Here is a 24,735-nt window from a genome sequence, read left to right on the forward strand (position 1 = left end):
CATGTCCACAACCGTTGAAATTTTCGAAATGGGCCCGCGGGACGGGCTGCAAAACGAAAAGCGCCAAATCCCGACATCTGAGAAAGTTGCGTTGGTGGATTGCCTGTCCAAAGCGGGTTTCAAGCGCATCGAGGTAGCGAGTTTTGTCAGCCCCAAATGGGTGCCGCAAATGGCGGACTCGGCGGAAGTCCTTGCGGGAATTATCCGCGCTGAAGGCATCAGCTACGCAGCTCTCACACCCAACATGCGCGGCTTTGAGGGGGCAGTGGCTGCCAAGGCAGATGAGATTGCAATCTTCGGTTCTGCCTCTGAAGGCTTTTCCAAAGCCAACATCAACGCCACCATCGCGGAGAGCCTGGAACGTTTTGCGCCTGTGGTGGCCGCGGCCAAAGAAATCGGTCTGCCTGTGCGCGGCTATGTGAGCTGTGTCACTGATTGCCCTTACGATGGAGCGACACCGCCTGAAAAAGTCGTGGAAGTCGCGAAGCACCTGTTTGACGCGGGCTGCTATGAGATCAGCCTGGGCGACACCATCGGTCAAGGCACGCCAGAGAGCATTTCGGCTATGTTGAAAGCCGTGTTGGACGTGGTGCCTGCCGACATGCTGGCAGGCCATTATCACGACACTGCTGGCCGTGCCTTGGCGAACATCGAAGCGTCTCTGGAACTTGGGGTGCGGGTGTTTGATGCCGCCGTTGGTGGTCTGGGCGGCTGCCCCTATGCGCCAGGGGCCAAAGGCAATGTGGCCACAGAAGCCGTGGATGCGCGCCTTAAGGCGCTGGGCTACGAGACAGGCCTCGATACCGCCGTTCTGGCGCAAGCGGCAGAGATGGCGCGGGCCATGCGGGGGCAATAATGCCGGTTCTGTTGTGTTTGTCTGGGCTGCCCGGTGTTGGCAAAAGCACCATTGCCCGTGCTCTAGCGGAACAAGCCGGCGCTTTACATTTGCGCATAGACGAGATGGAAGCTGCGATGCGGCAGTCTCACATGACGTGTGATGACCTCGCAGATGGTGGCTACGCCGCAGCTCAGGCCGTCGCCGGCGCAGCTTTGGATCAAGGGTTTGATGTTATTGCGGACAGTGTAAACCCTATCGCACTGACCCGCCGGGACTGGCGACAGCCTTCCAAACACCACCATCATCTGGATGTGGTGATCACGTGTTCCGATCCGGCTGAGCACAGGCGGCGTGTAGACACACGTGAAAACGACATTGAAGGGCATACCTTGCCCACTTGGGAAGCAGTGCAAAACCGCCGGTTTGAGCCCTTTCCCGACGCTGACATTCACCTGGACGCCAGCCAGCTGAGCAGAGAAGGGGCGATCTTGCGCCTGTTCGCGGCAATGCAGGCCACCAAACACGAGGACACCCATGTTTGAAACTCTGACCATAGACATTGACGACCGCGGCGTTGCCACGCTCACTCTGAACCGTCCGGAAAAGCACAACGCCATGTCTGGGCAAATGATTGTCGAGTTAAAGCAAACTGCTGAAGCGCTTGGTGCAGATGACAGAGTTCGTGTGGTCGTTCTGACCGGCGCCGGAAAGAGCTTCTGCGCCGGGGGGGACCTTGCTTGGATGCAGGCGCAGATGGCGGCGGATCCAGACACGCGCTTTGTTGAAGCACGCAAGCTGGCCGAGGCGCTGCAAGCGCTTAACACCATGCCAAAGCCGTTGATTGGCCGACTTCAGGGCAATGCCTTTGGCGGTGGGGTCGGTATGGCCAGTGTCTGTGACGTAGCGATTGGCGTGGACACGCTGACCATGGGGCTGACGGAAACCAAACTTGGCCTGATCCCAGCCACCATCGGCCCCTATGTGCTGTCGCGCATGGGCGAAGCCATGGCGCGCCGAGTCTTTATGTCTGCCCGATTGTTCAAAGCGCCTGAAGCAGTCACCTTGGGGCTTTTGGCAAAGGCGGTACCTACAGATGAATTGGACGCAGCGGTCGAGGCTGAAGTCACACCCTATTTGGCCTGCGCGCCGGGGGCTGTGGCCCGGGCCAAGGCGCTTGCGCGCAAGTTAGGCCCAACCATTGACGATGATGTGATTGACCACACCATCCGTGAGTTGGTGGCCTGCTGGGAAGGCGACGAGGCCAAAGATGGCATTGGTGCATTCTTTGCCAAGCAAAAGCCAAACTGGGCGTCGTGAAGCCAAAGACGCTCCGTGGAGGCTCTATTGGGCCTCCACACCTGAAGCCGTCTAAATATCCGGTACATCACGGTTTTTATGCATCTGGGCGGATGCCGTGAATTGGCAAGGATGAAACTCATTTTCCGACTGAAACGCTTGGGTAGGCGCGGATTTGGAATCAAGGGTCAAATTGTCCTGTTTCAAGAGGCTGGTTGGAAAATTTGACACCGGCTTAATGCCGCACATAGATGTGAGAATTGTTTAAGTATTTGTTTTCAATCCTAAAACATCAAAGTCACGCCCTGCTCAAAACTTGCGCTAAATGTTGACCCCGCCATAGGGCAGGGGTAAACCCCGCAGAGAGTCTACACAGCCATCTGACTGCACCGTGCTGGCGTGCATGAAAGGAGCTACCCTTGGAAGAGATGCTTCGGGAATATTTTCCCATCCTCATCTTCGCTGCCGTTGCCATCGGTCTCGGTCTTGTTTTCATTCTCGCAGCCGTTGTTTTGGCCGTCCGCAACCCGGACCCGGAAAAAGTTTCGGCCTATGAATGCGGTTTCAACGCCTTTGATGACGCGCGTATGAAATTTGACGTTCGGTTCTACCTCGTCTCGATCCTTTTCATCATCTTCGATCTGGAAATTGCTTTCCTCTTCCCTTGGGCCGTCGCCTTCAAGGATGTTTCGATGGTGGGGTTCTGGTCGATGATGGTGTTCCTCGCGGTTCTGACCATTGGCTTTGCCTATGAGTGGAAAAAAGGAGCTCTGGAATGGGAGTGATGACGGGCGCAAACACCGCTGGTGTTGACAAGGAAGTTGTCACCCAGGCGCTGAATTCCGAGCTTCAGGATAAAGGCTTCCTGCTGACCAACGCGGAAGATCTGATCAACTGGGGCCGCACCGGCTCTCTGCATTGGATGACCTTTGGTCTGGCCTGCTGTGCGGTTGAGATGATGCACACCTCTATGCCGCGTTACGATGCGGAGCGCTTTGGTATCGCCCCGCGCGCCTCCCCACGTCAGTCTGACGTGATGATTGTGGCGGGTACGCTGACCAACAAAATGGCGCCTGCTTTGCGCAAGGTCTACGACCAGATGCCAGAGCCACGCTACGTGATCTCCATGGGCTCCTGTGCCAATGGCGGCGGCTATTACCACTACAGCTACTCTGTTGTGCGCGGCTGTGACCGCATTGTGCCGGTCGACATTTATGTTCCGGGCTGCCCGCCAACCGCCGAAGCGCTGCTCTACGGTCTGTTGCAGCTGCAACGCAAAATCCGCCGCACGGGGACAATTGAACGATGACCGAAGCCCTGAAAGAACTTGGTGCTCACATTGAGCTCAAACGCCCGGATTGTGTGATTGGTTGGGATGTTGCATTTGACGAGCTGACCATCGATGTGGCCCCAGCCAACATCGCGCCGTTTGTGGAATTCCTGCGCAACGATCCGACCTGTCGCTTCTCCACTCTCGTGGATATCACGGCCGTGGATTATCCTGAGCGGTCCAAGCGCTTTGATGTCGTCTACCACTTCCTGAGCATGTATCAGAACCACCGCGTGCGTCTGCGCGTTTCTGTGCGCGAAGATGAGATGATGCCCTCCGTTGTGCCGGTGCACCCCTCCGCAAACTGGTTTGAGCGTGAAGTGTTCGACATGTTCGGCATCATCTTCTCCGACCACCCGGACCTGCGTCGCCTGCTGACGGATTATGGCTTCCGTGGCCACCCTCTGCGCAAGGACTTCCCGACCACCGGTTACACAGAAGTGCGGTACGACGAAGTGCAAAAACGCGTGGTTTATGAACCTGTGCAACTGACACAGGACTACCGACAGTTTGACTTCATGTCTCCGTGGGAAGGGGCTGAATACATCCTGCCCGGTGACGAAAAAGGGGACGCGAAATGATGGACGGCTCCAAATTTGACGACGGCAGCGTGGACGCGCTGAGCGGCGAACAGCAGATCCGCAACTTCAACATCAACTTCGGCCCGCAGCACCCTGCGGCCCACGGCGTGCTGCGTCTGGTTCTGGAACTGGACGGTGAGATTGTCGAGCGTTGCGACCCGCACGTTGGCTTGCTGCACCGTGGCACTGAAAAGCTGATGGAAAGCCGCACCTACCTGCAAAACCTGCCCTATCTGGATCGCCTCGACTATGTGGCGCCGATGAACCAAGAACATGCATGGTGTCTGGCGATTGAAAAGCTGACCGGCACCGAGGTGCCACGTCGTGCGCAGCTCATTCGTGTGCTGTTCTGCGAAATTGGCCGTATTCTGAACCACCTGATGAACATCACCACACAGGCGATGGACGTTGGCGCGCTGACCCCGCCGCTGTGGGGCTTTGAAGAGCGTGAGAAGCTGATGGTGTTCTATGAGCGTGCTTGTGGTGCGCGTCTACACGCCAACTACTTCCGCCCCGGCGGTGTGCACCAGGATCTGCCAGATCAATTGGTGGATGACATCGAAGAATGGGCGATTGAGTTCCCGGAAGTGATCGCTGACATCGACGGGTTGCTGACCGAAAACCGCGTCTTCAAGCAGCGCAACGTCGACATTGGCGTCGTGAACGAAGAAGAGGTTCTGCAATTCGCCATGTCCGGCGTTATGGCACGCTCGGCCGGCCTCGCATGGGACCTGCGTCGTGCGCAACCTTATGAATGCTACGATGAGTTTGAGTTCCAAATTCCGGTTGGCAAAAATGGCGACTGTTACGACCGCTACTTGATGCGCATGGAAGAAATGCGCCAGTCGCTGTCGATCATGCGTCAGGCCATTGTGAAACTGCGTGAAGCCACCGGTGACGTACTGTCTCGTGGCAAGCTGACCCCGCCCAAACGCGGTGACATGAAAACCTCGATGGAAAGCCTGATCCACCACTTCAAGCTCTACACCGAAGGCTTCCACGTGCCCGCTGGTGAGGTTTATGCCGCCGTCGAAGCCCCCAAAGGTGAATTTGGCGTCTACATGGTCGCTGATGGCACCAACAAACCTTATCGCGCCAAGCTGCGCGCACCGGGCTACCTGCACCTGCAGGCGATGGACCACATCGCAACCGGCCACCAGCTTGCCGACGTGGCCGCCATCATCGGCACCATGGATATCGTGTTCGGGGAGATCGACCGATGAAAACGCGCGTTTCTATTGGGGCAGCTGTTCTGGCACTGAGCTGCCAAACAGCCTCGGCTGATCCCTCCTTTCCGGACATGGTCGCCAATTCAAATGGCTACCTGCACATCCGTGACAACGTTGTTCTCGTCGAGACCGATGACGGCAGCTACATGTGTCGTTTAAACGTCACCGATGCTGCTTTTAACGCCCAGGAAAAGGGCGAGGACATTCCGGGGGACGCGGCCTCCGCGACCTGTATTCCGCTTGAGGAGTTCGAAAACTAATGCTCCGTCGCCTGTATCATGACCAACCAGAAAGCTTTGCTTTCACCGAGGCCAACCAGACTTGGGCCGAGGCTCAAATCACCAAATACCCCGAAGGCCGCCAAGCCTCCGCTGTGATCCCACTTCTGTGGCGCGCGCAGGAACAGGAAGGCTGGCTGTCTAAGCCCGCGATTGAAACCGTCGCCGATATGCTCGACATGGCCTATATCCGCGTGCTCGAAGTGGCCTCTTTCTACTTCATGTTCCAGATGCAGCCGGTTGGCTCCGTCGCGCACATTCAGATTTGCGGAACCACGTCCTGCATGATCTGTGGCGCCGAAGACCTGATCACTGTCTGCAAAGAGAAAATTGCTGCGAAGCCACATCAGTTGAGCGCAGACGGTAAGTTTTCTTGGGAAGAAGTTGAATGTCTTGGTGCCTGCACTAACGCGCCAATGGCGCAAATTGGCAAAGACTACTTCGAAGACCTGACCGCCGACGGGTTTGCCACAATGCTGGATGAGTTGGCCGCTGGCAAGGTGCCAACACCGGGCCCTCAGAACGGCCGTTATTCCTCTGAGCCGCTTTCCGGTCTGACCAGCCTCAAAGAATACGACAGCGGCAAGACGCAATACAACGCGTCCGCGCAGCTGGCGACGGATATTGGCGACTCCATCAAACGCATCGACGGCACGGAAGTGCCGATTTTGACCCCTTGGGTTGGCAAGGACGGCGTTGTTGCCGGGCGCGCTGCTGAAGGTCAGCCGCCAATGCCAGCTCCGACACCCAAGCCGGCTGTTAAGCAGGCGGAAGAGGCCAAAAAAGCCGCCAAACCGAAAGCTGAGAAGGCTGAGACCAATTCGGACAAGCCTAAGGCCAAGAAACCTGCACCTAAGAAAGCCGCCAAAGCAGACACCGCCGACGATCTGAAACAGCTCAAGGGCGTTGGCCCGGCGCTGGAGAAGAAGCTGCACGCTAACGGTGTGACCACCTTTGCGCAGATCGCTGCTTGGGGTCCGGCAGAAATCGAAGACATGGACGACAAACTGTCGTTCAAAGGCCGCATTGAGCGTGATGGCTGGGTGGATCAGGCCAAATTGCTGGCGGCGGGCGAAGAAACAGAGTTCTCCAAGAAAGTCGCCAAAGGCGACGTCTACGAGGATTGATAAATGACTGAGAGACAATCGGATCAGGACTTGGCGCGCAAAAGCCGCATGGTTTCGGTGGTAATCGCCGGAACCATTCTGATTTGGCTGGCTCTCAACGTGATTGGAAAGATGGCGGGATTGCCAGGGCGCTTTGCGCTTCTGTTTGATTTTGCTGCAATGGCCGCGCTGATCTGGGCGTTGGTCAACATCTATCAGATCTGGCGCGCGCGTCAGGCAGACAAAGGGTAACGGGATGCTCAAAGATCAAGACCGTATCTTTACCAACCTCTACGGTATGCATGACCGCACACTGGCTGGCGCCAAGGCGCGCGGCCATTGGGATGGCACCGCAAAGCTGATCCAGCAGGGGCGGGATTCGATCATCGACACCATGAAGGCCTCCGGCCTGCGTGGGCGCGGCGGCGCGGGCTTCCCAACCGGTCTGAAGTGGTCTTTCATGCCGAAGGAAAGCGATGGTCGTCCGGCTTACTTGGTAATCAACGCCGATGAATCTGAGCCCGGCACCTGTAAAGACCGCGAAATCATGCGCCACGATCCGCACACGCTGATCGAAGGGGCCTTGATTGCCTCTTTCGCGATGAACGCGCACACCTGCTACATCTACATCCGTGGCGAATACATCCGCGAGCGGGAAGCACTACAGGCCGCGATTGACGAAGCCTATGATGCAGGTCTGCTTGGCAAAAACGCGGCCGGCTCCGGCTGGGACTTTGACCTGTTCCTACATCACGGCGCTGGTGCCTATATCTGCGGTGAAGAAACCGCGTTGTTGGAAAGCCTTGAGGGCAAAAAAGGCATGCCGCGCATGAAACCACCGTTCCCGGCGGGTGCAGGTCTGTATGGCTGCCCAACCACCGTGAACAACGTGGAATCCATCGCTGTTGTGCCAACCATTCTGCGCCGTGGTGGCGAGTGGTTTGCAGGCTTTGGCCGTCCAAACAACGCTGGCACCAAGCTGTTTGGCATTTCTGGCCACGTGAACAACCCGTGTGTTGTTGAGGAAGAGATGTCGATCTCCTTTGAGGAGCTGATCGACAAACACTGCGGCGGCATTCGCGGCGGATGGGACAACCTATTGGCTGTGATCCCGGGCGGCTCGTCGGTGCCTTGTGTGCGTGGCGAGAACATGCGCGATGCGATCATGGACTTTGATTATCTGCGCAACGATCTGGGTTCCGGGCTTGGCACCGCTGCGGTGATTGTCATGGACAAGCAGACCGACATCATCAAAGCGATCTGGCGCCTGTCCAAATTCTACAAACACGAAAGTTGTGGCCAGTGTACCCCGTGTCGCGAAGGCACCGGCTGGATGATGCGTGTAATGGATCGTCTTGTGCGTGGCGAAGCGCAGATCGACGAGATCGACATGCTGTGGGACGTGACCAAACAGGTCGAAGGCCACACCATCTGTGCTTTGGGCGACGCAGCCGCGTGGCCAATCCAAGGTTTGATCCGCAATTTCCGCGAGGAAATTGAAGATCGTATCAAAGCCAACAATACCGGGCGCATGGGCGCCTTTGCTGCGGAGTAAAAACCAAGAATGCTCAAGACCAAGTTCACTTGCCAGCGGAAAACGCCAGCCATTGTTGTCGGGTTGCTCATTGCTGCCACGGCACTATCGGGCTGTAGCGGTAACTGGCGTGCGAGCTTCAAGAGCAAGCGTGACCGCATTGCCTTTGAAGGTTTTGAGTACAAGGCCAAGGCCGATCAGGTTTCCAAAGAAGAACGCGACCATTTTGAGGTGATTGTCTCCCGCGCCAACCAAAGTTTGGACGGGGCGCGACAGGCCGGTGGCTATGAGGCCGTCAAATACTGCATCAAAGAATACGGCACCTCAAAAATGGATTGGGTGATCGGCCCGGACACAGAAACCATCATCCCTGTGGATGACAAAATCAGACTCGAAGGATACTGCCGCCCGTGATCGGTTATCCGACATATCCCGGCTGTTATTGCCTATCACAGGGGCTTTTGCCTCTGTCCTCCTTGGCAAAGGGTCCCTTTGCCATTGTTAAAGGAGTGAGCAAATGATCCGTGTGACATCCGTTGTTGTGGCTGCAACCCTGGCTTTGAGTGGCGCAACCGCCGCCAAGCCGCCTCTGCGTGAGGTGAAGGAAATAAGCGATCCATTGTATTGGGCGTTGGTGGCCTATGAACTCAGCGAACACTGCGACACCATCGAGCCGCGCAAGCTCAAAGGTGTGGCTGATGGCTGGGGATTGGTGCGCAAGGCGCGCAAGCTTGGCTATACCGACGAAGAAATCAAAGCATTCATCAAGTCGGACGAAGAGAAAGAGCGCATGCGCCAACGTGGCGATGCCTTTTTGCAGCACAAAGGTGTCTCTTTGGACGATCCGGAATCTGTCTGTGCGCTTGGTCGCGCGGAAATCGAACGAAACAGCGCGATCGGCGTGTATTTGAGGGCGAAATAAGCGATGTCTGACCTCCGCAAGATCATCATCGACGAGACCGAAGTCGAGGTAGAGGGCGCGATGACCCTGATCCAGGCCTGTGAAGAAGCAGGCGTGGAAATCCCGCGCTTCTGCTATCACGAGCGCCTGTCGATTGCCGGTAACTGCCGTATGTGTCTTGTTGAGGTTGTTGGCGGTCCGCCTAAGCCTGCCGCGTCCTGCGCCATGCAGGTGCGTGATCTGCGCCCCGGTCCCGAAGGCCAGCCACCGGTGGTGAAAACCAACTCACCCATGGTGAAAAAGGCGCGTGAAGGCGTGATGGAATTCATGCTGATCAACCACCCGCTGGATTGCCCGATCTGCGATCAGGGCGGCGAGTGTGATCTTCAGGACCAGGCCATGGCCTATGGCATCAGCGAAAATCGCTTCAAGGAGGGCAAACGCGCGGTGGATGACCTGGACCTCGGTCCGCTTGTGTCCACCACAATGACGCGCTGCATTTCCTGCACCCGCTGTGTGCGTTTCACCACCGAAGTTGCGGGCATCACCCAGATGGGCCAGACTGGTCGTGGTGAAGATGCGGAAATCACCAGCTATCTGAACCAGACTTTGGACAGCAACCTGCAGGGTAACATCATCGACCTGTGCCCAGTTGGCGCGTTGACCTCCAAGCCCTATAGCTTCACCGCCCGTCCTTGGGAGTTGACCAAGACAGAAACCATCGACGTGATGGACGCGCTTGGCTCCAACATCCGTGTGGACACAAAAGGCCGTGAAGTGATGCGGATCCTACCGCGCAACCACGATGGCGTGAACGAAGAGTGGATTTCTGACAAAACCCGTTTTGTTTGGGATGGCCTGCGTCGTCAGCGTCTGGACCAACCTTACGTGCGTGTGGACGGCAAGCTGAAGCCCGCCACGTGGGGTGAGGCGCTGTCCGCCGCCGCTGACGTGATGAAAGGCAAAAAGGTAGCTGCGCTGGTCGGCGATCTGGCCCCAACCGAAGCGGTCTTTGCTCTAAAGCAGTTGGTTGAAGGCCTCGAAGGCTCCATCGAATGCCGCACCAACGGTGCGCCGCTGCCTGCGGATAATCGTTCGGCCTATGTAGGCAACGCTTCTATCGAAGACATCGATACCGCAAAAGAAATCTACCTGATTGGCACTAACCCGCGCGACGAAGCGCCGGTGCTGAATGCCCGTATTCGTAAGGCATGGACCAAAGGTGCCAACGTCACCGTAATTGGCCAGTCTGACATGGATCTGACCTATGACTATGCCATGGCCGGTCCGGGTCGTTCCCCACTGGCGAAACTGGCGGCCACTGCTGAGCCAAAAGACGGCGTGGTGGTGATTGTTGGTCAGGGTGCGCTTGGTGAAGGCGACGCCGTTGCGGTACTGAGCCAGTGTATGGCTGCCTCCGAGAAGATGGGCGGCAAGATGCTGGTGTTGCACACCGCTGCTTCCCGTGTTGGAGCGCTGGATGTAGGCGCCGTGACCGAAGGCGGAATGACCAAAGCACTTGAAGGCGCGGAAGTGGTGTTCAATCTTGGTGCCGACGAAGTCGAAATTGGCGAAGGCCCGATTGTGATCTATCAGGGCAGCCACGGCGATCGCGGTGCCCACCGCGCAGACGTGATCCTGCCAGCGGCGGCATATACCGAAGAAAACGGCCTGTTTGTGAACACCGAAGGTCGTCCTCAACTGGCCATGCGCGCCGGTTTTGCACCGGGCCAGGCCAAAGAGAACTGGGCGATCTTGCGAGCGCTGAGCGCTGAACTGGATGCGCCATTGGCTTATGATAGTCTCGCGCAGCTGCGTCAGGCACTGGTGGCCGCGGTGCCGCACCTCAAACAGATCGATCAGTTTGTCGAAAACGAGTGGCAACCGATTGCGCCAATCGAGCTGAAAAAAGGCCGCTTTCCAGCGGTCGTCACCGACTTCTACCTGACCAACCCCATTGCACGCGCCAGCACGCTGATGGCAGAACTCTCTGCCGCAGCCAAAGCGCGCAACAATGCCAAAATCGCTGCGGAATAAGCCAAACGAATGACCTTCACGCGCCCTCATATCCTGCTTGCTTCGGCCGCTTTGGCCGGGCTGTCGGCCTGCACCCCGCAGCCCGAAACGGATGTGATGCGTGAGGAGGTGGTATTTGAACCGAAATACGCAGGCGTGGACACCCGCCTGCTGGAAGGCGATCTGGTGAATTTTCACGTCGCAATGACCGGCGCACGGGACGAAAGTGACGTGCATGCATACGCGGAATGTGCAGCGGCACAATATGCGCTCATTCGTGGCTTCGGCTTTGCCCGCCATGTGCGCACAACAACAGATAATCAGGGCGACCTGTGGTCGGGAGATGCAGTTTACACCATCTCCGCCGCTTTGCCCCGTGGTCTCAAGACAATTGACGCTGAAGTCATTGTCGCGAACTGCGAAGACAACGGAATACCTACGGTGTGAGGACCCATGACTGAATTCTTTACCACCACGAACCTCGGCATTTTGCTCCTGACTTTGGGGCAGGTGCTGGCGGTTGTCGTGCCGCTTTTGGTGGCGCTGGCATTCCTGCTTTACGCTGACCGGAAAATCTGGGCGGCTGTACAGCTGCGCCGGGGCCCCAATGTTGTGGGCGTCTTTGGCCTGCTGCAAAGCTTTGCTGACTTCATCAAATACGCGGTGAAAGAGATCGTCTATCCAGCAGGCTCGGACAAAGTGGTCTTCCTGCTCGCCCCAATGGTCAGCCTGGTCATGGCGCTGATCGCCTGGGCTGTGATCCCGTTTAATGACGGCTGGGTGGTGTCTGACATCAACGTTGCCATTCTCTATGTGATGGCGGTCAGCTCGCTGGAAGTTTACGGCGTGATCATGGGCGGTTGGGCCTCCAACTCCAAATACCCGTTCTTGGGATCCCTGCGCTCCGCAGCGCAGATGATCTCTTACGAAGTGTCCTTGGGCTTGATCATCATCGGTGTGATCATCACCACCGGCTCGATGAACTTCGGTGACATCGTGAACGCACAAGACGGCAACTACGGCATCTTCAGCTGGTATTGGCTGCCACACTTCCCGATGATGTTCCTCTTCTTGATCTCGGCCATGGCGGAAACCAACCGCCCACCGTTTGACCTTCCCGAAGCGGAATCTGAACTGGTGGCAGGTTATCAGGTGGAATACTCCTCCACCCCGTTCCTGCTGTTCATGATTGGCGAATATGTGGCCATCGTGCTGATGTGTGCACTGGTGTCGCTGCTGTTCCTTGGCGGTTGGCTCTCCCCAATCCCCGGCCTGCCTGACGGCATCGTTTGGATGCTGCTGAAGATCTGTTTTGTGTTCTTCATCTTCTCGATGGTGAAAGCCATCTCCCCGCGCTACCGCTACGACCAGCTGATGCGCATCGGTTGGAAAGTCTTCCTGCCCATGTCCCTCGTTTGGGTTGTGCTGGTGTCGTTCCTTGCGAAATTTGAACTTTTCGGCGGTGCCTATGCCCGCTGGGCCATCGGAGGCTGATATGACGGCAATCGACTACAAACGCGCCGCTGGCTACTTCCTGCTGAAGGACTTCTTGGGCGGCTTCAAACTGGGCATGAAGTACTTCTTCAAGCCTAAGGCCACCGTGAACTACCCACACGAAAAAGGCCCGCTGTCTCCACGTTTCCGCGGCGAACACGCCCTGCGTCGCTATCCAAACGGCGAAGAGCGCTGCATTGCCTGTAAACTGTGTGAAGCGATTTGTCCGGCACAGGCGATTACGATTGACGCGGAACCGCGCGAAGATGGCTCCCGCCGCACTACCCGCTATGACATCGACATGACCAAATGCATCTACTGCGGTTTCTGTCAGGAAGCTTGCCCAGTGGACGCGATTGTCGAAGGGCCAAACTTCGAATTTGCCACCGAGACCCGCGAAGAGCTGTTCTACGACAAAGAGAAGCTTCTGGAAAACGGCGCCCGCTGGGAAGCCGAGATCGCGCGCAATCTCGAAATCGACGCGCCATACCGCTGAGTTAGGAACCTAGGACCATGAGCGACAGCAAAAACCCATATCAGGCGATGTTCGCCCAGTATCAGGAGATGGCGAAATCCTTCAATCCTGCGCTGGAATCGTTCACGCCCAAAGGGTTTGAGGCGCTCTGGCCCACCATGCCCAAAGACGTCATGGAGATGTTTTTTGGCAACTCGATGAACAAAGGCGGCTTGGATGCCAAGACCCGCCTGCTGCTGACCCTTGGCGCGCTCACTATGCTGGGTGCACAAGGAGACGCTCAAATCCGCCTCACGCTTCGCCATTTGGTGGAGGTTGGGGCCACAAAACAAGAAATCGTGGAGACCATCGGCCAAATGTCGATGTTCGCCGGTATTCCCGCCACCACCCGCGCCATGGAACTGGTGCAAGAGGTTCTGGCGGACAAAGAGGGAAGTGACACATGACCATCGCGGATTATGCATTTTGGTTGTTTTCGATCTGTGTGATCGTTGGCGGCTTCTGCACCGTCATCAGCCGCAACCCGGTGCACTCGGTGCTCTGGTTGATCATGGCGTTTCTAAGCGCCGCCGGGCTGTTTGTTTTGCTGGGCGCAGAGTTTGTCGCGATGCTGTTGATCATTGTCTATGTGGGCGCGGTTGCTGTGCTCTTCCTGTTTGTGGTGATGATGCTGGATGTCGACTTTGCCGAGCTGAAAGCGGGCATGGCGCAATACCTACCGCTCTCGCTGCTGATTGGTGCAATCCTGCTTATGCAACTGGGCATCGTATTTGGTCCTTGGGAATTTGCCGACACGGCGCAAAGCCTGCGCGCAGCCCCCACTCCAACCGACACCCACAACACCGCGGCTCTGGGCCTGATCCTGTATGATCAGTACTTCCTGCTGTTCCAACTGTCCGGCCTGATCCTGTTGGTTGCAATGATTGGTGCAATTGTTCTGACGCTGCGCCACCGCAAAGACGTGAAGCGTCAGAATGTGCTGGAGCAGATGTGGCGCGACCCAGCGGACGCGATGGAATTGAAAGACGTAAAACCGGGGCAGGGGCTCTAAGCCCGCCTGAAGAGATAAAAAGAACCGAGGGACCAAATATGATTGGTTTGGAACACTACCTAGGCGTGGCGGCGACGCTCTTCGTCATCGGCATTTTCGGCCTCTTCCTGAACCGGAAGAACATCATCATTCTGTTGATGTCGATTGAACTCATCCTGCTGTCTGTGAACATCAACCTGGTGGCGTTTTCGTCCTTCCTGGGCGATCTCACCGGACAGGTCTTCGCGCTGTTTGTGATGACCGTGGCGGCCGCAGAAGCCGCCATTGGCCTCGCGATCCTGGTCTCCTTCTTCCGCAACCGTGGTTCGATTGCGGTCGAAGACGTCAACGTGATGAAAGGCTAAGCGATCATGGAAACGTTTATTCTCTTTGGGCCGCTGGTTGGCGCCCTGATTGCTGGGTTCGGTTGGCGGTTAATCGGTGAAAAAGCCGCGCAATACCTGACAACCGCGATCTTGTTCTGGGCCTGTCTGCTGAGCTGGATTGTGTTCCTTGGCCTTGACGCCTCGCAGGTCAAACAAATCCATGTGTTGGATTTCATCCAATCCGGTCACCTCGACACCGCGTGGTCCATCCGCGTGGATCGTCTGACTGCGATCATGTTGATTGTGGTGACCTCGGTCTCGGCCCTCGTGCACCTCTACTCCATTGGCTACATGGCGCATGACGAGCATTGGACAGAGGACGAGAACTACAAGGCGCGTTTCTTCGCCTACCTGTCTTTCTTCACCTTCACCATGTTGATGCTTGTGACTGCGGATAACCTCCTGCAGATGTTCTTCGGCTGGGAAGGCGTGGGCGTCGCGTCTTACTTGCTCATTGGCTTCTACTACAAAAAGCCATCTGCCAACGCTGCCGCGATCAAAGCGTTTGTGGTCAACCGCGTGGGCGACTTTGGCTTCCTGCTCGGCATCTTCGCGATCTACATGCTGACAGACAGCATCAAGTTTGACGACATCTTCGCCGCTGCACCGGCACTGGCCGAAATGGAGTTGCACTTCTTGTGGCGCGACTGGAACGCGGCCAACCTGATTGCCTTCCTGCTATTCATTGGTGCAATGGGCAAATCGGCGCAACTTTTTCTGCACACATGGTTGCCGGACGCGATGGAAGGCCCCACCCCAGTGTCTGCCCTGATCCACGCCGCGACGATGGTAACCGCAGGTGTCTTCCTGGTATCGCGCATGTCGCCACTGATCGAATACGCCGGTGACACCAAAGCGTTTATCGTTTTCATCGGTGCTTCAACCGCCTTTGTCGCAGCAACCATCGGCCTTGTGCAAAACGACATCAAACGCGTGATCGCCTATTCCACAATGTCCCAGCTGGGCTACATGTTTGTGGCCGCTGGTGTTGGTGTTTACTCCGCCGCGATGTTCCACCTCTTCACCCACGCCTTCTTCAAGGCAATGCTCTTCCTGGGCGCGGGCTCGGTGATCCACGCGATGCACCACGAGCAGGACATGCGCAACTATGGTGGTCTGCGTAAGAAGATTCCCTATACCTACTGGGCGATGATGATTGGAACGCTGGCGATCACCGGCGTTGGCATCCCGCTCACGCACATCGGCTTTGCTGGTTTCCTCTCGAAAGATGCGATCATCGAAAGCGCATGGGCAGGCACCGCAGGCGGTTACGGCTTCTGGATGTTGGTCATCGCTGCGCTGTTCACCAGCTTCTACAGCTGGCGCCTGATTTTCCTGACCTTCTATGGCGAAGCCCGTGGCAACAAGCACACCCATGATCATGCGCATGAAAGCCCTATGGTCATGCTGATCCCGCTGGGCGTACTCTCGCTGGGCGCGATCTTTGCTGGGATGATCTGGTTTGGCTCCTTCTTTGGTGACCACGACACTGTGAATAAATTCTACGGCGTGCCGTCGCACCATGCTGAAAGCAGCGAAGGCCACGGCGAAGAAGCTTCTCATGGGGATGACCACGCGAAAGACGATGCACACGGTGACGACCATGCTGCAACGCATGACGATCCAAGCCATGCTGCTGTGAAAGCCGCGCACCACGGCGAAGCGCCGAAAGGCGCGGTCTTTACGCACCCTGACAACCACGTGATGGATGACGCGCACCATGCCCCGAAATGGGTCAAGATCAGCCCCTTCATCGCGATGGTCATCGGTCTGGTCTTTGCGCTGTGGTTCTATATTTGGAACCCATCTATGCCAGCACGTTTGGCAGCAGCACAACGTCCACTTTACTTGTTCTTGTTGAACAAGTGGTACTTTGATGAAGCCTATGACTTCCTGTTTGTGCGTCCGGCAGCTGCCATCGGCCGTTTCCTATGGAAACGCGGTGACGGTGACGTGATCGACGGCTCCCTAAATGGTGTGGCTATGGGCTTTGTGCCTTGGGTCACCCGTCTCGCAGGCCGCGCCCAGACTGGCTACGTCTTTACCTATGCCCTTGCCATGGTGATCGGCATCGTTGCCCTCATCACCTTGATGACGCTCAGCGGAGGAGCGCACTAATGAACGACAGCTTGCTCTCCCTGGTCACGTTTATCCCGACCTTTGCAGCTTTGATCCTTCTGGTCTTCCTGCGAGGTGAGGATGAAATGGCTCAGCGCAACGCCAAACGCGTTGCCCTGACCGCCACTATCATCACCTTTCTGATGTCCTTGTTTGTGCTCGCCGGGTTTGACCCCAGCGACACAGGTTTCCAGTTTGTCGAAGAACGCGACTGGCTGATGGGGCTGAAGTACAAACTGGGCGTTGATGGCATTTCGATCCTGTTTGTTATGCTCACCACCTTCATGATGCCGCTTGTGATCTGGGCGTCCTGGGACGTAAAATCCCGCGTGAAGGAATATATGATTGCCTTCCTGCTGCTTGAAACGCTGATGCTTGGCGTGTTCATGGCACTGGACTTGGTGCTCTTCTATCTGTTCTTCGAAGCAGGGCTGATCCCGATGTTCCTGATCATCGGGATTTGGGGCGGCGCCAACCGCATCTATGCGTCGTTCAAGTTCTTCCTCTACACGTTCCTCGGCTCCGTGCTGATGCTGGTGGCGATGGTCGCGATGTTTGTGAACGCGGGTACTACCGACATTCCAACATTGATGGCACATGAGTTTGCCTCTGAGACCATGAGCGTCATGGGCGTCACCATAATCGGCGGCATGCAAACCATCATGTTCCTGGCCTTCTTCGCCTCGTTCGCCGTAAAGATGCCGATGTGGCCGGTACACACCTGGTTGCCGGATGCCCACGTACAGGCACCGACAGCTGGCTCCGTTGTGCTTGCAGCTATCCTGTTGAAGATGGGCGGCTACGGCTTCCTGCGCTTCTCGCTGCCGATGTTCCCAATTGGCGCTGAGGTGATGACACCTCTGGTGATGTGGATGTCAGCGATTGCGATTGTTTACACATCGCTGGTGGCATTCGTGCAAGAAGACATGAAGAAGCTGATTGCCTATTCTTCGGTGGCACACATGGGCTACGTGACCATGGGTATCTTTGCCGCGAACCAACAGGGCATCGACGGCGCGATCTTCCAGATGATCAGCCACGGCTTCATCTCCGGCGCGCTCTTCCTCTGTGTTGGCGTGATCTATGACCGCATGCACACCCGTGAAATCGACGCCTACGGTGGCCTTGTGAACCGCATGCCTGCCTACGCGCTGATCTTCATGTTCTTCACTATGGCCAACGTTGGCCTGCCAGGCACCTCCGGATTTGTCGGCGAATTCCTGACCCTGATGGGCGTGTTCCAGGTCAACACCTGGGTGGCACTGATCGCCACCTCCGGAGTGATCCTGTCCGCAGCCTATGCGCTGTGGCTCTACCGCCGCGTTGTGATGGGTGACCTGATCAAGGAAAGCCTGAAGACCATCAGCGATATGACAAGCCGCGAAAAGATGATCTTCGCCCCACTGGTTGCCATGACGCTGATCCTGGGCGTTTACCCATCCCTGGTCACTGACATCATTGGTCCCTCCGTCGAGAACCTGATTTCCAACTATGACACCGCACTGGCACACGGCGCTTCCGCCAGCCAGTCGGCATCGCACTAAGGAGCGCTTGAGATATGATCCAGGCTGACCTGAATATCATCTTGCCGGAAATCCTGCTGGCGATTTACGCCATGCTGGCGCTGCTTGCGGTGGTCTACACCGGCAAAGACAAAATGGCGCCGATGCTGACTTGGCTCACTGCTGGGGTGTTTGCGATCCTCGCGGTGTGGATTGGCATCTCTGGCGAAGGTGAAAACATCGCCTTCAACGGCATGTTCCACGACGACGCCTTCTCTCGCTTTGCCAAAGTGGCGATGTTACTGGCTGGTGCCGCAGTGCTCGTGATGGGCGCGGACTACATGCAGCGCCGCAACATGTTGCGGTTTGAGTATCCGATCCTCGTGGCGCTGGCCATGGTGGGGATGATGACCATGGTGTCCGCCGGCGACCTAATGACCCTTTACATGGGTCTCGAGCTGCAGTCTCTGTCGCTCTACGTCGTTGCCACCCTGCGCCGAGATGGTGTGAAATCCACCGAAGCCGGTATGAAGTACTTCCTGCTCGGCGCTCTGTCCTCCGGACTGCTGCTTTATGGGTCCTCGCTGGTCTATGGCTTTGCCGGCACCACCACATTTGCAGGCATCATCGATGCGGTTGGCCACGGTCACACCCCGTTGGGTCTGCTGTTTGGTCTGACCTTCGTGATCTCCGGTCTCGCGTTCAAAGTGTCCGCTGTGCCGTTCCACATGTGGACACCGGACGTCTATGAAGGTGCGCCAACCCCAATCACTGCGTTTTTTGCTACGGCGCCAAAACTGGCGGCGATGGGCCTCTTTGCTCGCGTGCTGTTTGACGCCTTTGGTGGTGTGGTCGGTGACTGGCAACAGATCATTGCGCTGCTGTCTGTTTTGTCGATGTTCCTCGGCGCTGTCGCCGCGATTGGCCAAACCAACATCAAACGCCTGATGGCCTACTCCTCCATTGCCCACATGGGCTATGCGCTGATGGGTCTGGCCGCAGGTACGGCTCTGGGTGTCGAAGCGATGCTGGTATACATGGCGATTTACGTCACCATGAACGTCGGTACGTTTGCCTTTATCCTGTCCATGGAAAAAGACGGCCAGCCGGTGACAGACATCGCCTCTCTGAACATGTACAGCAAGCAATCTTCCGGTCGGGCGCTGGCGCTGTTGTTTCTGCTGTTCTCTCTGGCAGGTGTGCCGCCGTTCCTTGGCTTCTTTGGCAAACTCTACGTGCTGCGCGCCGCCTATGAAGGTGGTCTGGCATGGCTGGCAATTGCCGGTGTTGTGGCCTCTGTCATCGGCGCGTTCTATTATCTGCGCATTGTGTTCTACATGTACTTTGGCGAAGAGGGCGACGCTTTGGACGCTCCGCGCTCCTTGGTTCAGCAGGTGTTGCTGATGGCCAGTGCGGCGATCATGCTGCTTGGTATCGTCAACTTCTTTGGTGTGGATGCCGCCGCTCAGGCTGCTGCGGCCGCTCTGATGCCACATTGATCGCACAGACAAGCAATTGAACGTGACGCGCCCCACCGGGGCGCGTTGCTGTTTTGACCAATCGTTGAAAGATCACACTGATATGAACACTTGGCCAGAAGGATACGGTCGCCGCGTGCTGGCCGAAGTGGACAGCACCAATGCCGAAGCTGCACGCATCGCACCAGAGTTGGCTGGTCCGGAGTGGATTTTGGGGCTGCGCCAAACCCAAGGCCGTGGCCGTCGCGGCAGAGCGTGGGTTGATCCAATTGGTAATTTTGCCGGCACGCTGGTGATGCGTCCCGCCGAAACACCGGATCAAGTGGCCCTGCGTTCCTTTGTGGCCTCTCTCGCGCTCTATGACGCCTTTGTCGCGGTCACTGGCCGTCCTGATGGCCTGGCGCTGAAATGGCCCAATGACGTGCTTCTGAACGGCGGTAAAGTCGCAGGCATCCTTTTGGAAAGCGCGGGTATGGCAGGCGGTGCCGTCAGCCATATCGCCATCGGCATCGGCGTAAATCTGGCCCATGCGCCTGATACGGGGGCCGTGGAAACTCAAGCAACGCCGCCTGTATCTCTACTCAGTGAAACAGGCGCTTCTGTCACTCCAGAAGAGTTCCTCGACGCCCTCGCCGCGGCCTACGCTCGGTGGGAAACTCAGTTTGTTACCTATGGTTTTGAACCCATCCGCACAGCCTGGCTCGCCCGCGCGGCGCGTATTGGAGAGGTCATCACCGCCCGCACCACCCGTGACGAAACGACCGGAACCTTTGAAACAGTGGACAGCGCGGGCAATCTCGTGTTGAAGACCGCAAAAGGCCGCGTGGCCATTCCCGCGGCAGATATTTTTTTCTGATCCGCGTGAAAGGGGATCTTACCCATGCTTCTCGCCATTGACTGCGGCAACACCAACACTGTGTTCTCCATCTGGGACGGGGAAAAGTTCCTCTGCACCCTGCGCACATCGACCCACCACGCGCGGACGGCGGATGCCTATTTCACGTGGTACTCCACGCTGATCAATCACTACGGCATCGACGCGGATATCACCGACGTGATCATCTCTTCCACCGTGCCTCGCGTGGTCTTTAACCTGCGCGTTTTTGCGGATCGGTTTTTTAACTGCCGCCCATTGGTGGTGGGCAAACCGGACTGCAAACTGCCGGTGGCACCGCGTGTCGACCAAGGCACGCAGCCAGGGCCAGACCGTTTGGCAAATGCTGTTGCCGCTTATGAGCGGCACGGCGGCAATGTGGTGGTTGTTGATTTTGGCACTGCAACCAATTTTGACGTGGTGGCCGAGGACGGCGCGTATGTGGGCGGCGTGATTGCCCCTGGCGTGAACCTGTCGCTGGAAGCGTTGCACTCCGGTGCGGCTGCCTTGCCGCATGTGGACATCAGCCAACCTGAAAAAGTGATCGGAACCAACACGGTTGGCTGTATCCAGTCCGGTGTGTTTTGGGGCTACACTGGGCTGATCGAAGGCATCATTGCGCGCATTAAAGCGGAATATGGCGCCCCTATGAAAGTGGTGGGAACAGGCGGTCTTGCGCCTCTGTTTGAGCAGGGCGACAGCCTGTTTGACACCATCGAAGATGATTTGACGATGCACGGCCTGACCGTGATCCATACACACAACAAGGAGCAGGGCGCATGAGCGACCGCTTGATCTATTTGCCGCTTGGCGGCTCCGGCGAAATTGGCATGAACGCCTATGTTTATGGCTACGGACCCGCCGACAACGAGCGGCTTATCCTGGTCGATATCGGCGTGGCGTTTTCTGACATGGAAACCAGCCCGGGCGTTGATCTGATTTTTGCCGACATCAAATGGCTGGAAGAAAACAAGAACCGGCTTGAGGCGGTGTTCATCACCCACGGCCACGAAGACCACATTGGCGCCATTGGCCACTATTGGGACCGTCTTGAGGTTCCGGTATACGCCCGCGCCTTCACCGCCAATTTGGCCCGTCACAAGATGGCGGACCGAGGGCAACCCGAAGAGATGATCCGCACTGTGTCCGCATGGCCAGAAACCACCGATGCAGGGCCGTTCAAAGTGGGTTTCCTGCCCATCAGCCACTCCATTCCGGAAAGCGCTGCTTTGGTGATCGACACACCTGCCGGCCGCGTGATCCATTCTGGTGACTTCAAACTGGACGAAACCCCTCTGGTGGGGGAACCGTTTGATCCGGAACTCTGGGCTGAAGTGTCCAAAGGCGGTGTTAAAGCGCTTATCTGTGACAGTACCAATGTCTTTTCTCCCCATGCAGGTCGGTCAGAAGCCTCCGTTGGTCCGGAGATTGAAAAACTGGTTTCCCAAGCGTCCAGCATGGTCGTCGCAACGACTTTTGCGTCCAATGTTGCGCGGGTGAAAACCCTGGCACAAGCCGGCGAACGGGCAGGGCGCTCCATCTGCTTGATGGGCCGCGCCATGCGCCGCATGATCGAAGCAGCGATGCAAACTGGCGTTCTGTCAGACTTCCCCAAAGTGGTTAGCCCGGAAGACGCCGCGTCTATTCCGCGCGAAAACCTCATGCTGCTGGTCACCGGCTCCCAGGGGGAACGCCGTGCAGCCAGCGCGCAGCTGGCACGAGGGAAATACAATGGCATCACGCTGAAAGAGGGCGATCTGTTCCTGTTCAGCTCAAAAACCATTCCGGGCAACGAAAAGGGCGTGTTCCGCATCATCAACCAATTCTCCGAAATGGGTGTGGATGTGGTGGATGACAGCTCCGGCAAATACCACGTGTCCGGTCACGCCAACCGTCCGGACCTTTTGCGTCTGCACGACATCGTAAACCCAACCATGGTTATCCCGAACCACGGTGAGCACCGTCACCTGCGCGAACATGCCAAGCTGGCCAATGACAACGGCCGGGCATCGATTGTGGCTGTGAACGGCACCATGCTGGATCTTTCCGGTGAGCAGCCGTCAATTGCGGGCTATGTGGAAACCGGGCGGACCTATCTGGATGGCAGCACGCAGATCGGTGCCATGGATGGGATCATCCGGGACCGCATCCGCATGGCGCTTAATGGCCATGTGATCGTGACCGTGCTGCTTGATGAAGACGATGAGCCGCTGGGTGATGCCTGGTGTGAGCTGATGGGCTTGCCGGAGTTGGGCCGTTCCCAAGCGCCGCTGGTGGATGTGCTCGAAGAAGACGTCACGCAGTTCCTTGGACGTGCCAAAGAGAAAACCCTGCGGGATGATGACAAGATCGAAGGCGACATTCGTCGTATCGTGCGCAATTCCGCCCGTGACGAGATTGGCAAAAAGCCAGAAGTCACGGTGATTGTCAGCCGCTTGAGCTAACCTCAAGCGGCGGCATCGCCTCTTAGAATTGTTGGAAAGTGGTGGTCCGCAGGCTTAAGGCGTGCGGACCAAAATCTGTACGAGTTTGCGCGTCAGAGGGGCAAGCACCAGCACAAGCGGAAACGCAACCATCCAGCTTGTGACCCAGGCACCAAGCCATGTGGCCACAAAGTCCTGGACAAAGCCACCCACATGCCAAGTTGAGATAAATGTGACCACATTGGTCATCATCCCGGACAGGATCAGGCCAAAAAGGATCGGGGCAAATCGCGCCGGGATCATTGGGTTCCTTGTTCGCGGCGCTCGTCAAAACTCATTGCAATAAAGCTGGGCATATGATCGCCCATGCCGACAACTTTGTTGCCGTCATCACGCCGGTCGTTGCGGCCACGGCCCCGACCACGTCGGTTGTTGTCGTCCCGACCGCTTCGGTTGTTGTCTTCCCGGTCACGCCCACGGTTGTCATCGCGCTTGCGCTTGTCATCTTTTGCCGGTGCCTCAACGGATTCAACCGCCTCTGGCTTTGCTTCCACCTTCGGTGCCGCATCTTCTTTAGCTTTGCGAGGTTTGCGCGGCTCAATTTTCACCGGGTTTTCAAGCCGCGGGATTTCTTTCTGGATCAGCGCCTCAACCGCATCATATTGCTTCTCGTCACGTGGGCTGCAAATGGTGATGGCTTTGCCTTCACGGCCCGCGCGACCAGTGCGGCCGATGCGGTGCACATAATCTTCTGCGTGGCCCGGCACATCAAAGTTGAACACGTGACTCACGCTTGGCACGTCCAAACCACGGGCCGCCACATCAGACGCCACCAGAATGCGCAATTCGCCGTTACGGAAGCTTTCCAGCGTGCGTGTCCGTTGCGACTGGTCCAGATCGCCATGGATAGGCGCGGCGTCGTAACCGTATTTCTTGAGCGATTTCGCACAGATATCCACGTCGGTCTTGCGGTTGCAAAAGATGATTGCGTTGGTGCATTTGTCACCTTCGCCGTCAATCAACGCCCGCAGAACCTTACGCTTCTCGCTGCCTTCGCGGTCCCTACGGGAGGCTTTGAACATCACGACGCCTTGCTCAATGGTTTCGCTGGCAGTTGCCTGGCGCGCCACTTCGACACGCTCAGGATTGGACAGGAAGGTGTTGGTGATGCGCTCGATTTCCGGTGCCATGGTAGCCGAGAAAAACAGCGTTTGCCGTGTGAAAGGTGTCAGACCAAAAATGCGTTCGATATCGGGAATAAAGCCCATATCCAGCATCCGGTCCGCTTCATCCACAACCATGACCTTCACGTCAGACAAGATCAGCTTGCCGCGCTCAAAATGGTCAAGCAACCGGCCCGGCGTTGCAATCAGAACGTCGACACCTTTGTCGATGATGGTCTCTTGCTCTTTGAAGCTCACGCCGCCAATCAGCAGTGCTTTGGTCAGCTTCAAGTGTTTGGAATAGGTGTCAAAGTTTTCGGCAACCTGAGCCGCCAACTCGCGGGTTGGGCACAGCACCAAGCTGCGCGGCATCCGTGCGCGGGCGCGTCCACGGGCAAGCAACGACAGCATTGGCAGCGTGAAGCTGGCCGTCTTACCGGTGCCGGTTTGGGCAATGCCAAGCACATCGCGACCATCCAATGCAGAAGGAATCGCCCCTGCCTGGATAGGGGTTGGGGTTTCATAGCCCGCTTCGGTAATCGCTTTGAGTACCTTCGGGTTGAGGTTTAGGTCAGAAAATTTTGTCATTTGTATCCGTGGTTTACGGACACTTTTTGGCCCGTAGCGGCGCTTTGGATCGGGTCCGTCTGACCCCGCGTCTATGGCGTTTTTGATCCACGGGG

28 protein-coding genes are annotated in these 24,735 nt (G+C 57.0%); 26 read left to right on the forward strand and 2 right to left on the reverse strand.

Annotated features, from left to right (window positions below; translation table 11 throughout):
- The first annotated feature begins 1 nt into the window (after position 1).
- The 26 genes from Q0955_RS18240 (at position 2) to Q0955_RS18365 (ending at position 22,910) form a co-directional block, all read left to right on the forward strand.
- Positions 2-856, forward strand: coding sequence for a hydroxymethylglutaryl-CoA lyase (locus Q0955_RS18240; protein WP_299427361.1), 855 nt, complete (start codon positions 2-4; stop codon positions 854-856).
- On the forward strand, positions 856-1,380 hold the full coding sequence (locus tag Q0955_RS18245) for an AAA family ATPase (protein WP_299427364.1): 525 nt from the start codon (positions 856-858) through the stop codon (positions 1,378-1,380). The genes Q0955_RS18240 and Q0955_RS18245 overlap by 1 nt, the downstream gene beginning before the upstream one ends.
- A complete protein-coding gene (locus tag Q0955_RS18250) occupies positions 1,373-2,155 on the forward strand; it encodes a crotonase/enoyl-CoA hydratase family protein (RefSeq protein ID WP_299427367.1) in 783 nt (260 codons plus the stop codon). Before Q0955_RS18245 ends, Q0955_RS18250 begins: the two co-directional genes overlap by 8 nt.
- Positions 2,156-2,553: 398 nt before the next feature.
- The gene (locus tag Q0955_RS18255) at positions 2,554-2,919 is read left to right on the forward strand and encodes an NADH-quinone oxidoreductase subunit A (protein WP_283427194.1); all 366 of its coding nucleotides are present in this window, start codon (positions 2,554-2,556) and stop codon (positions 2,917-2,919) included.
- Entirely contained in the window at positions 2,910-3,443 is a 534-nt protein-coding gene (locus Q0955_RS18260) for an NADH-quinone oxidoreductase subunit B (protein ID WP_164644800.1), read from the forward strand. Before Q0955_RS18255 ends, Q0955_RS18260 begins: the two co-directional genes overlap by 10 nt.
- The gene (locus tag Q0955_RS18265; RefSeq protein ID WP_299427373.1) at positions 3,440-4,045 is read left to right on the forward strand and encodes an NADH-quinone oxidoreductase subunit C; all 606 of its coding nucleotides are present in this window, start codon (positions 3,440-3,442) and stop codon (positions 4,043-4,045) included. The genes Q0955_RS18260 and Q0955_RS18265 overlap by 4 nt, the downstream gene beginning before the upstream one ends.
- Complete coding sequence (locus tag Q0955_RS18270; RefSeq protein ID WP_299427612.1) at positions 4,045-5,268, forward strand: NADH-quinone oxidoreductase subunit D; 1,224 nt, start codon at positions 4,045-4,047, stop codon at positions 5,266-5,268. Before Q0955_RS18265 ends, Q0955_RS18270 begins: the two co-directional genes overlap by 1 nt.
- Entirely contained in the window at positions 5,265-5,534 is a 270-nt protein-coding gene (locus tag Q0955_RS18275; RefSeq protein WP_299427375.1) for a hypothetical protein, read from the forward strand. The genes Q0955_RS18270 and Q0955_RS18275 overlap by 4 nt, the downstream gene beginning before the upstream one ends.
- Entirely contained in the window at positions 5,534-6,679 is a 1,146-nt protein-coding gene (locus Q0955_RS18280) for an NADH-quinone oxidoreductase subunit E (protein ID WP_299427378.1), read from the forward strand. The genes Q0955_RS18275 and Q0955_RS18280 overlap by 1 nt, the downstream gene beginning before the upstream one ends.
- 3 nt (positions 6,680-6,682) lie before the next feature.
- Complete coding sequence (locus Q0955_RS18285) at positions 6,683-6,910, forward strand: DUF5337 domain-containing protein (protein WP_299427380.1); 228 nt, start codon at positions 6,683-6,685, stop codon at positions 6,908-6,910.
- Between the two features lie 4 nt (positions 6,911-6,914).
- Positions 6,915-8,213 (forward strand): NADH-quinone oxidoreductase subunit NuoF, encoded by a 1,299-nt coding sequence (nuoF, locus tag Q0955_RS18290; RefSeq protein WP_299427383.1) that lies wholly within the window; start codon positions 6,915-6,917, stop codon positions 8,211-8,213.
- Between the two features lie 9 nt (positions 8,214-8,222).
- Complete coding sequence (locus tag Q0955_RS18295; protein ID WP_299427386.1) at positions 8,223-8,606, forward strand: hypothetical protein; 384 nt, start codon at positions 8,223-8,225, stop codon at positions 8,604-8,606.
- Positions 8,607-8,709: 103 nt separating this feature from the next.
- The gene (locus Q0955_RS18300; protein ID WP_299427388.1) at positions 8,710-9,114 is read left to right on the forward strand and encodes a DUF5333 domain-containing protein; all 405 of its coding nucleotides are present in this window, start codon (positions 8,710-8,712) and stop codon (positions 9,112-9,114) included.
- A 3-nt stretch (positions 9,115-9,117) separates the two neighbouring features.
- Positions 9,118-11,130 (forward strand): NADH-quinone oxidoreductase subunit NuoG, encoded by a 2,013-nt coding sequence (gene nuoG, locus Q0955_RS18305; RefSeq protein WP_299427391.1) that lies wholly within the window; start codon positions 9,118-9,120, stop codon positions 11,128-11,130.
- Between the two features lie 96 nt (positions 11,131-11,226).
- Positions 11,227-11,556 (forward strand): hypothetical protein, encoded by a 330-nt coding sequence (locus Q0955_RS18310; protein WP_299427615.1) that lies wholly within the window; start codon positions 11,227-11,229, stop codon positions 11,554-11,556.
- Positions 11,557-11,562: 6 nt separating this feature from the next.
- Positions 11,563-12,603, forward strand: a complete 1,041-nt coding sequence (nuoH, locus tag Q0955_RS18315; RefSeq protein WP_299427394.1) for an NADH-quinone oxidoreductase subunit NuoH — start codon at positions 11,563-11,565, stop codon at positions 12,601-12,603.
- 1 nt (position 12,604) lies between these two features.
- A complete protein-coding gene (nuoI, locus tag Q0955_RS18320) occupies positions 12,605-13,099 on the forward strand; it encodes an NADH-quinone oxidoreductase subunit NuoI (RefSeq protein WP_294117382.1) in 495 nt (164 codons plus the stop codon).
- 17 nt (positions 13,100-13,116) lie between these two features.
- On the forward strand, positions 13,117-13,524 hold the full coding sequence (locus Q0955_RS18325; protein WP_299427397.1) for a carboxymuconolactone decarboxylase family protein: 408 nt from the start codon (positions 13,117-13,119) through the stop codon (positions 13,522-13,524).
- Positions 13,521-14,129 carry an NADH-quinone oxidoreductase subunit J gene (locus Q0955_RS18330; protein WP_299427400.1) on the forward strand — a complete coding sequence of 203 codons (609 nt, stop codon included), beginning with the start codon at positions 13,521-13,523 and terminating at the stop codon, positions 14,127-14,129. Before Q0955_RS18325 ends, Q0955_RS18330 begins: the two co-directional genes overlap by 4 nt.
- 38 nt (positions 14,130-14,167) lie before the next feature.
- Positions 14,168-14,473 carry an NADH-quinone oxidoreductase subunit NuoK gene (gene nuoK, locus Q0955_RS18335; RefSeq protein ID WP_164644785.1) on the forward strand — a complete coding sequence of 102 codons (306 nt, stop codon included), beginning with the start codon at positions 14,168-14,170 and terminating at the stop codon, positions 14,471-14,473.
- Positions 14,474-14,479: 6 nt separating this feature from the next.
- Positions 14,480-16,612: an NADH-quinone oxidoreductase subunit L gene (gene nuoL / locus Q0955_RS18340; RefSeq protein WP_299427403.1), complete on the forward strand. Its 2,133-nt coding sequence runs from the start codon at positions 14,480-14,482 to the stop codon at positions 16,610-16,612.
- Positions 16,612-18,156: an NADH-quinone oxidoreductase subunit M gene (locus Q0955_RS18345; protein WP_299427406.1), complete on the forward strand. Its 1,545-nt coding sequence runs from the start codon at positions 16,612-16,614 to the stop codon at positions 18,154-18,156. Before nuoL ends, Q0955_RS18345 begins: the two co-directional genes overlap by 1 nt.
- A gap of 14 nt (positions 18,157-18,170) precedes the next feature.
- Entirely contained in the window at positions 18,171-19,613 is a 1,443-nt protein-coding gene (nuoN, locus tag Q0955_RS18350; RefSeq protein ID WP_299427409.1) for an NADH-quinone oxidoreductase subunit NuoN, read from the forward strand.
- Positions 19,614-19,695: 82 nt separating this feature from the next.
- Positions 19,696-20,448 carry a biotin--[acetyl-CoA-carboxylase] ligase gene (locus Q0955_RS18355; protein ID WP_299427412.1) on the forward strand — a complete coding sequence of 251 codons (753 nt, stop codon included), beginning with the start codon at positions 19,696-19,698 and terminating at the stop codon, positions 20,446-20,448.
- A gap of 24 nt (positions 20,449-20,472) precedes the next feature.
- Positions 20,473-21,249, forward strand: coding sequence for a type III pantothenate kinase (locus tag Q0955_RS18360; RefSeq protein ID WP_299427415.1), 777 nt, complete (start codon positions 20,473-20,475; stop codon positions 21,247-21,249).
- Positions 21,246-22,910, forward strand: a complete 1,665-nt coding sequence (locus Q0955_RS18365) for a ribonuclease J (RefSeq protein WP_299427419.1) — start codon at positions 21,246-21,248, stop codon at positions 22,908-22,910. The genes Q0955_RS18360 and Q0955_RS18365 overlap by 4 nt, the downstream gene beginning before the upstream one ends.
- A gap of 54 nt (positions 22,911-22,964) precedes the next feature.
- On the opposite strand, the gene Q0955_RS18370 is transcribed toward Q0955_RS18365, so the two are convergent.
- Together Q0955_RS18370 and Q0955_RS18375 are read right to left on the reverse strand one after the other, a co-directional pair.
- The gene (locus Q0955_RS18370) at positions 22,965-23,192 is read right to left on the reverse strand and encodes a DUF2798 domain-containing protein (RefSeq protein ID WP_299427422.1); all 228 of its coding nucleotides are present in this window, start codon (positions 23,190-23,192) and stop codon (positions 22,965-22,967) included.
- Positions 23,189-24,640: a DEAD/DEAH box helicase gene (locus Q0955_RS18375; protein ID WP_299427425.1), complete on the reverse strand. Its 1,452-nt coding sequence runs from the start codon at positions 24,638-24,640 to the stop codon at positions 23,189-23,191. Before Q0955_RS18375 ends, Q0955_RS18370 begins: the two co-directional genes overlap by 4 nt.
- Positions 24,641-24,735: the final 95 nt, after the last annotated feature.

It is taken from the genome of uncultured Shimia sp. (assembly GCF_947493595.1).
GTDB lineage: Bacteria > Pseudomonadota > Alphaproteobacteria > Rhodobacterales > Rhodobacteraceae > Shimia.

What these genes read in the sequence shown, in the direction of transcription:
- Q0955_RS18240 (WP_299427361.1), top strand. Translation starts at nt 2, where the DNA reads ATGTCCACAACCGTTGAAATTTTCGAAATGGGCCCGCGGGACGGGCTG.
- Q0955_RS18245 (WP_299427364.1), top strand. Translation starts at nt 856, where the DNA reads ATGCCGGTTCTGTTGTGTTTGTCTGGGCTGCCCGGTGTTGGCAAAAGC.
- Q0955_RS18250 (WP_299427367.1), top strand. Translation starts at nt 1,373, where the DNA reads ATGTTTGAAACTCTGACCATAGACATTGACGACCGCGGCGTTGCCACG.
- Q0955_RS18260 (WP_164644800.1), top strand. Translation starts at nt 2,910, where the DNA reads ATGGGAGTGATGACGGGCGCAAACACCGCTGGTGTTGACAAGGAAGTT.
- Q0955_RS18265 (WP_299427373.1), top strand. Translation starts at nt 3,440, where the DNA reads ATGACCGAAGCCCTGAAAGAACTTGGTGCTCACATTGAGCTCAAACGC.
- Q0955_RS18270 (WP_299427612.1), top strand. Translation starts at nt 4,045, where the DNA reads ATGGACGGCTCCAAATTTGACGACGGCAGCGTGGACGCGCTGAGCGGC.
- Q0955_RS18275 (WP_299427375.1), top strand. Translation starts at nt 5,265, where the DNA reads ATGAAAACGCGCGTTTCTATTGGGGCAGCTGTTCTGGCACTGAGCTGC.
- Q0955_RS18280 (WP_299427378.1), top strand. Translation starts at nt 5,534, where the DNA reads ATGCTCCGTCGCCTGTATCATGACCAACCAGAAAGCTTTGCTTTCACC.
- Q0955_RS18285 (WP_299427380.1), top strand. Translation starts at nt 6,683, where the DNA reads ATGACTGAGAGACAATCGGATCAGGACTTGGCGCGCAAAAGCCGCATG.
- nuoF (WP_299427383.1), top strand. Translation starts at nt 6,915, where the DNA reads ATGCTCAAAGATCAAGACCGTATCTTTACCAACCTCTACGGTATGCAT.
- Q0955_RS18295 (WP_299427386.1), top strand. Translation starts at nt 8,223, where the DNA reads ATGCTCAAGACCAAGTTCACTTGCCAGCGGAAAACGCCAGCCATTGTT.
- Q0955_RS18300 (WP_299427388.1), top strand. Translation starts at nt 8,710, where the DNA reads ATGATCCGTGTGACATCCGTTGTTGTGGCTGCAACCCTGGCTTTGAGT.
- nuoG (WP_299427391.1), top strand. Translation starts at nt 9,118, where the DNA reads ATGTCTGACCTCCGCAAGATCATCATCGACGAGACCGAAGTCGAGGTA.
- Q0955_RS18310 (WP_299427615.1), top strand. Translation starts at nt 11,227, where the DNA reads ATGCGTGAGGAGGTGGTATTTGAACCGAAATACGCAGGCGTGGACACC.
- nuoH (WP_299427394.1), top strand. Translation starts at nt 11,563, where the DNA reads ATGACTGAATTCTTTACCACCACGAACCTCGGCATTTTGCTCCTGACT.
- nuoI (WP_294117382.1), top strand. Translation starts at nt 12,605, where the DNA reads ATGACGGCAATCGACTACAAACGCGCCGCTGGCTACTTCCTGCTGAAG.
- Q0955_RS18325 (WP_299427397.1), top strand. Translation starts at nt 13,117, where the DNA reads ATGAGCGACAGCAAAAACCCATATCAGGCGATGTTCGCCCAGTATCAG.
- Q0955_RS18330 (WP_299427400.1), top strand. Translation starts at nt 13,521, where the DNA reads ATGACCATCGCGGATTATGCATTTTGGTTGTTTTCGATCTGTGTGATC.
- nuoK (WP_164644785.1), top strand. Translation starts at nt 14,168, where the DNA reads ATGATTGGTTTGGAACACTACCTAGGCGTGGCGGCGACGCTCTTCGTC.
- nuoL (WP_299427403.1), top strand. Translation starts at nt 14,480, where the DNA reads ATGGAAACGTTTATTCTCTTTGGGCCGCTGGTTGGCGCCCTGATTGCT.
- Q0955_RS18345 (WP_299427406.1), top strand. Translation starts at nt 16,612, where the DNA reads ATGAACGACAGCTTGCTCTCCCTGGTCACGTTTATCCCGACCTTTGCA.
- nuoN (WP_299427409.1), top strand. Translation starts at nt 18,171, where the DNA reads ATGATCCAGGCTGACCTGAATATCATCTTGCCGGAAATCCTGCTGGCG.
- Q0955_RS18355 (WP_299427412.1), top strand. Translation starts at nt 19,696, where the DNA reads ATGAACACTTGGCCAGAAGGATACGGTCGCCGCGTGCTGGCCGAAGTG.
- Q0955_RS18360 (WP_299427415.1), top strand. Translation starts at nt 20,473, where the DNA reads ATGCTTCTCGCCATTGACTGCGGCAACACCAACACTGTGTTCTCCATC.
- Q0955_RS18365 (WP_299427419.1), top strand. Translation starts at nt 21,246, where the DNA reads ATGAGCGACCGCTTGATCTATTTGCCGCTTGGCGGCTCCGGCGAAATT.
- Q0955_RS18370 (WP_299427422.1), bottom strand. Translation starts at nt 23,192, where the DNA reads ATGATCCCGGCGCGATTTGCCCCGATCCTTTTTGGCCTGATCCTGTCC.
- Q0955_RS18375 (WP_299427425.1), bottom strand. Translation starts at nt 24,640, where the DNA reads ATGACAAAATTTTCTGACCTAAACCTCAACCCGAAGGTACTCAAAGCG.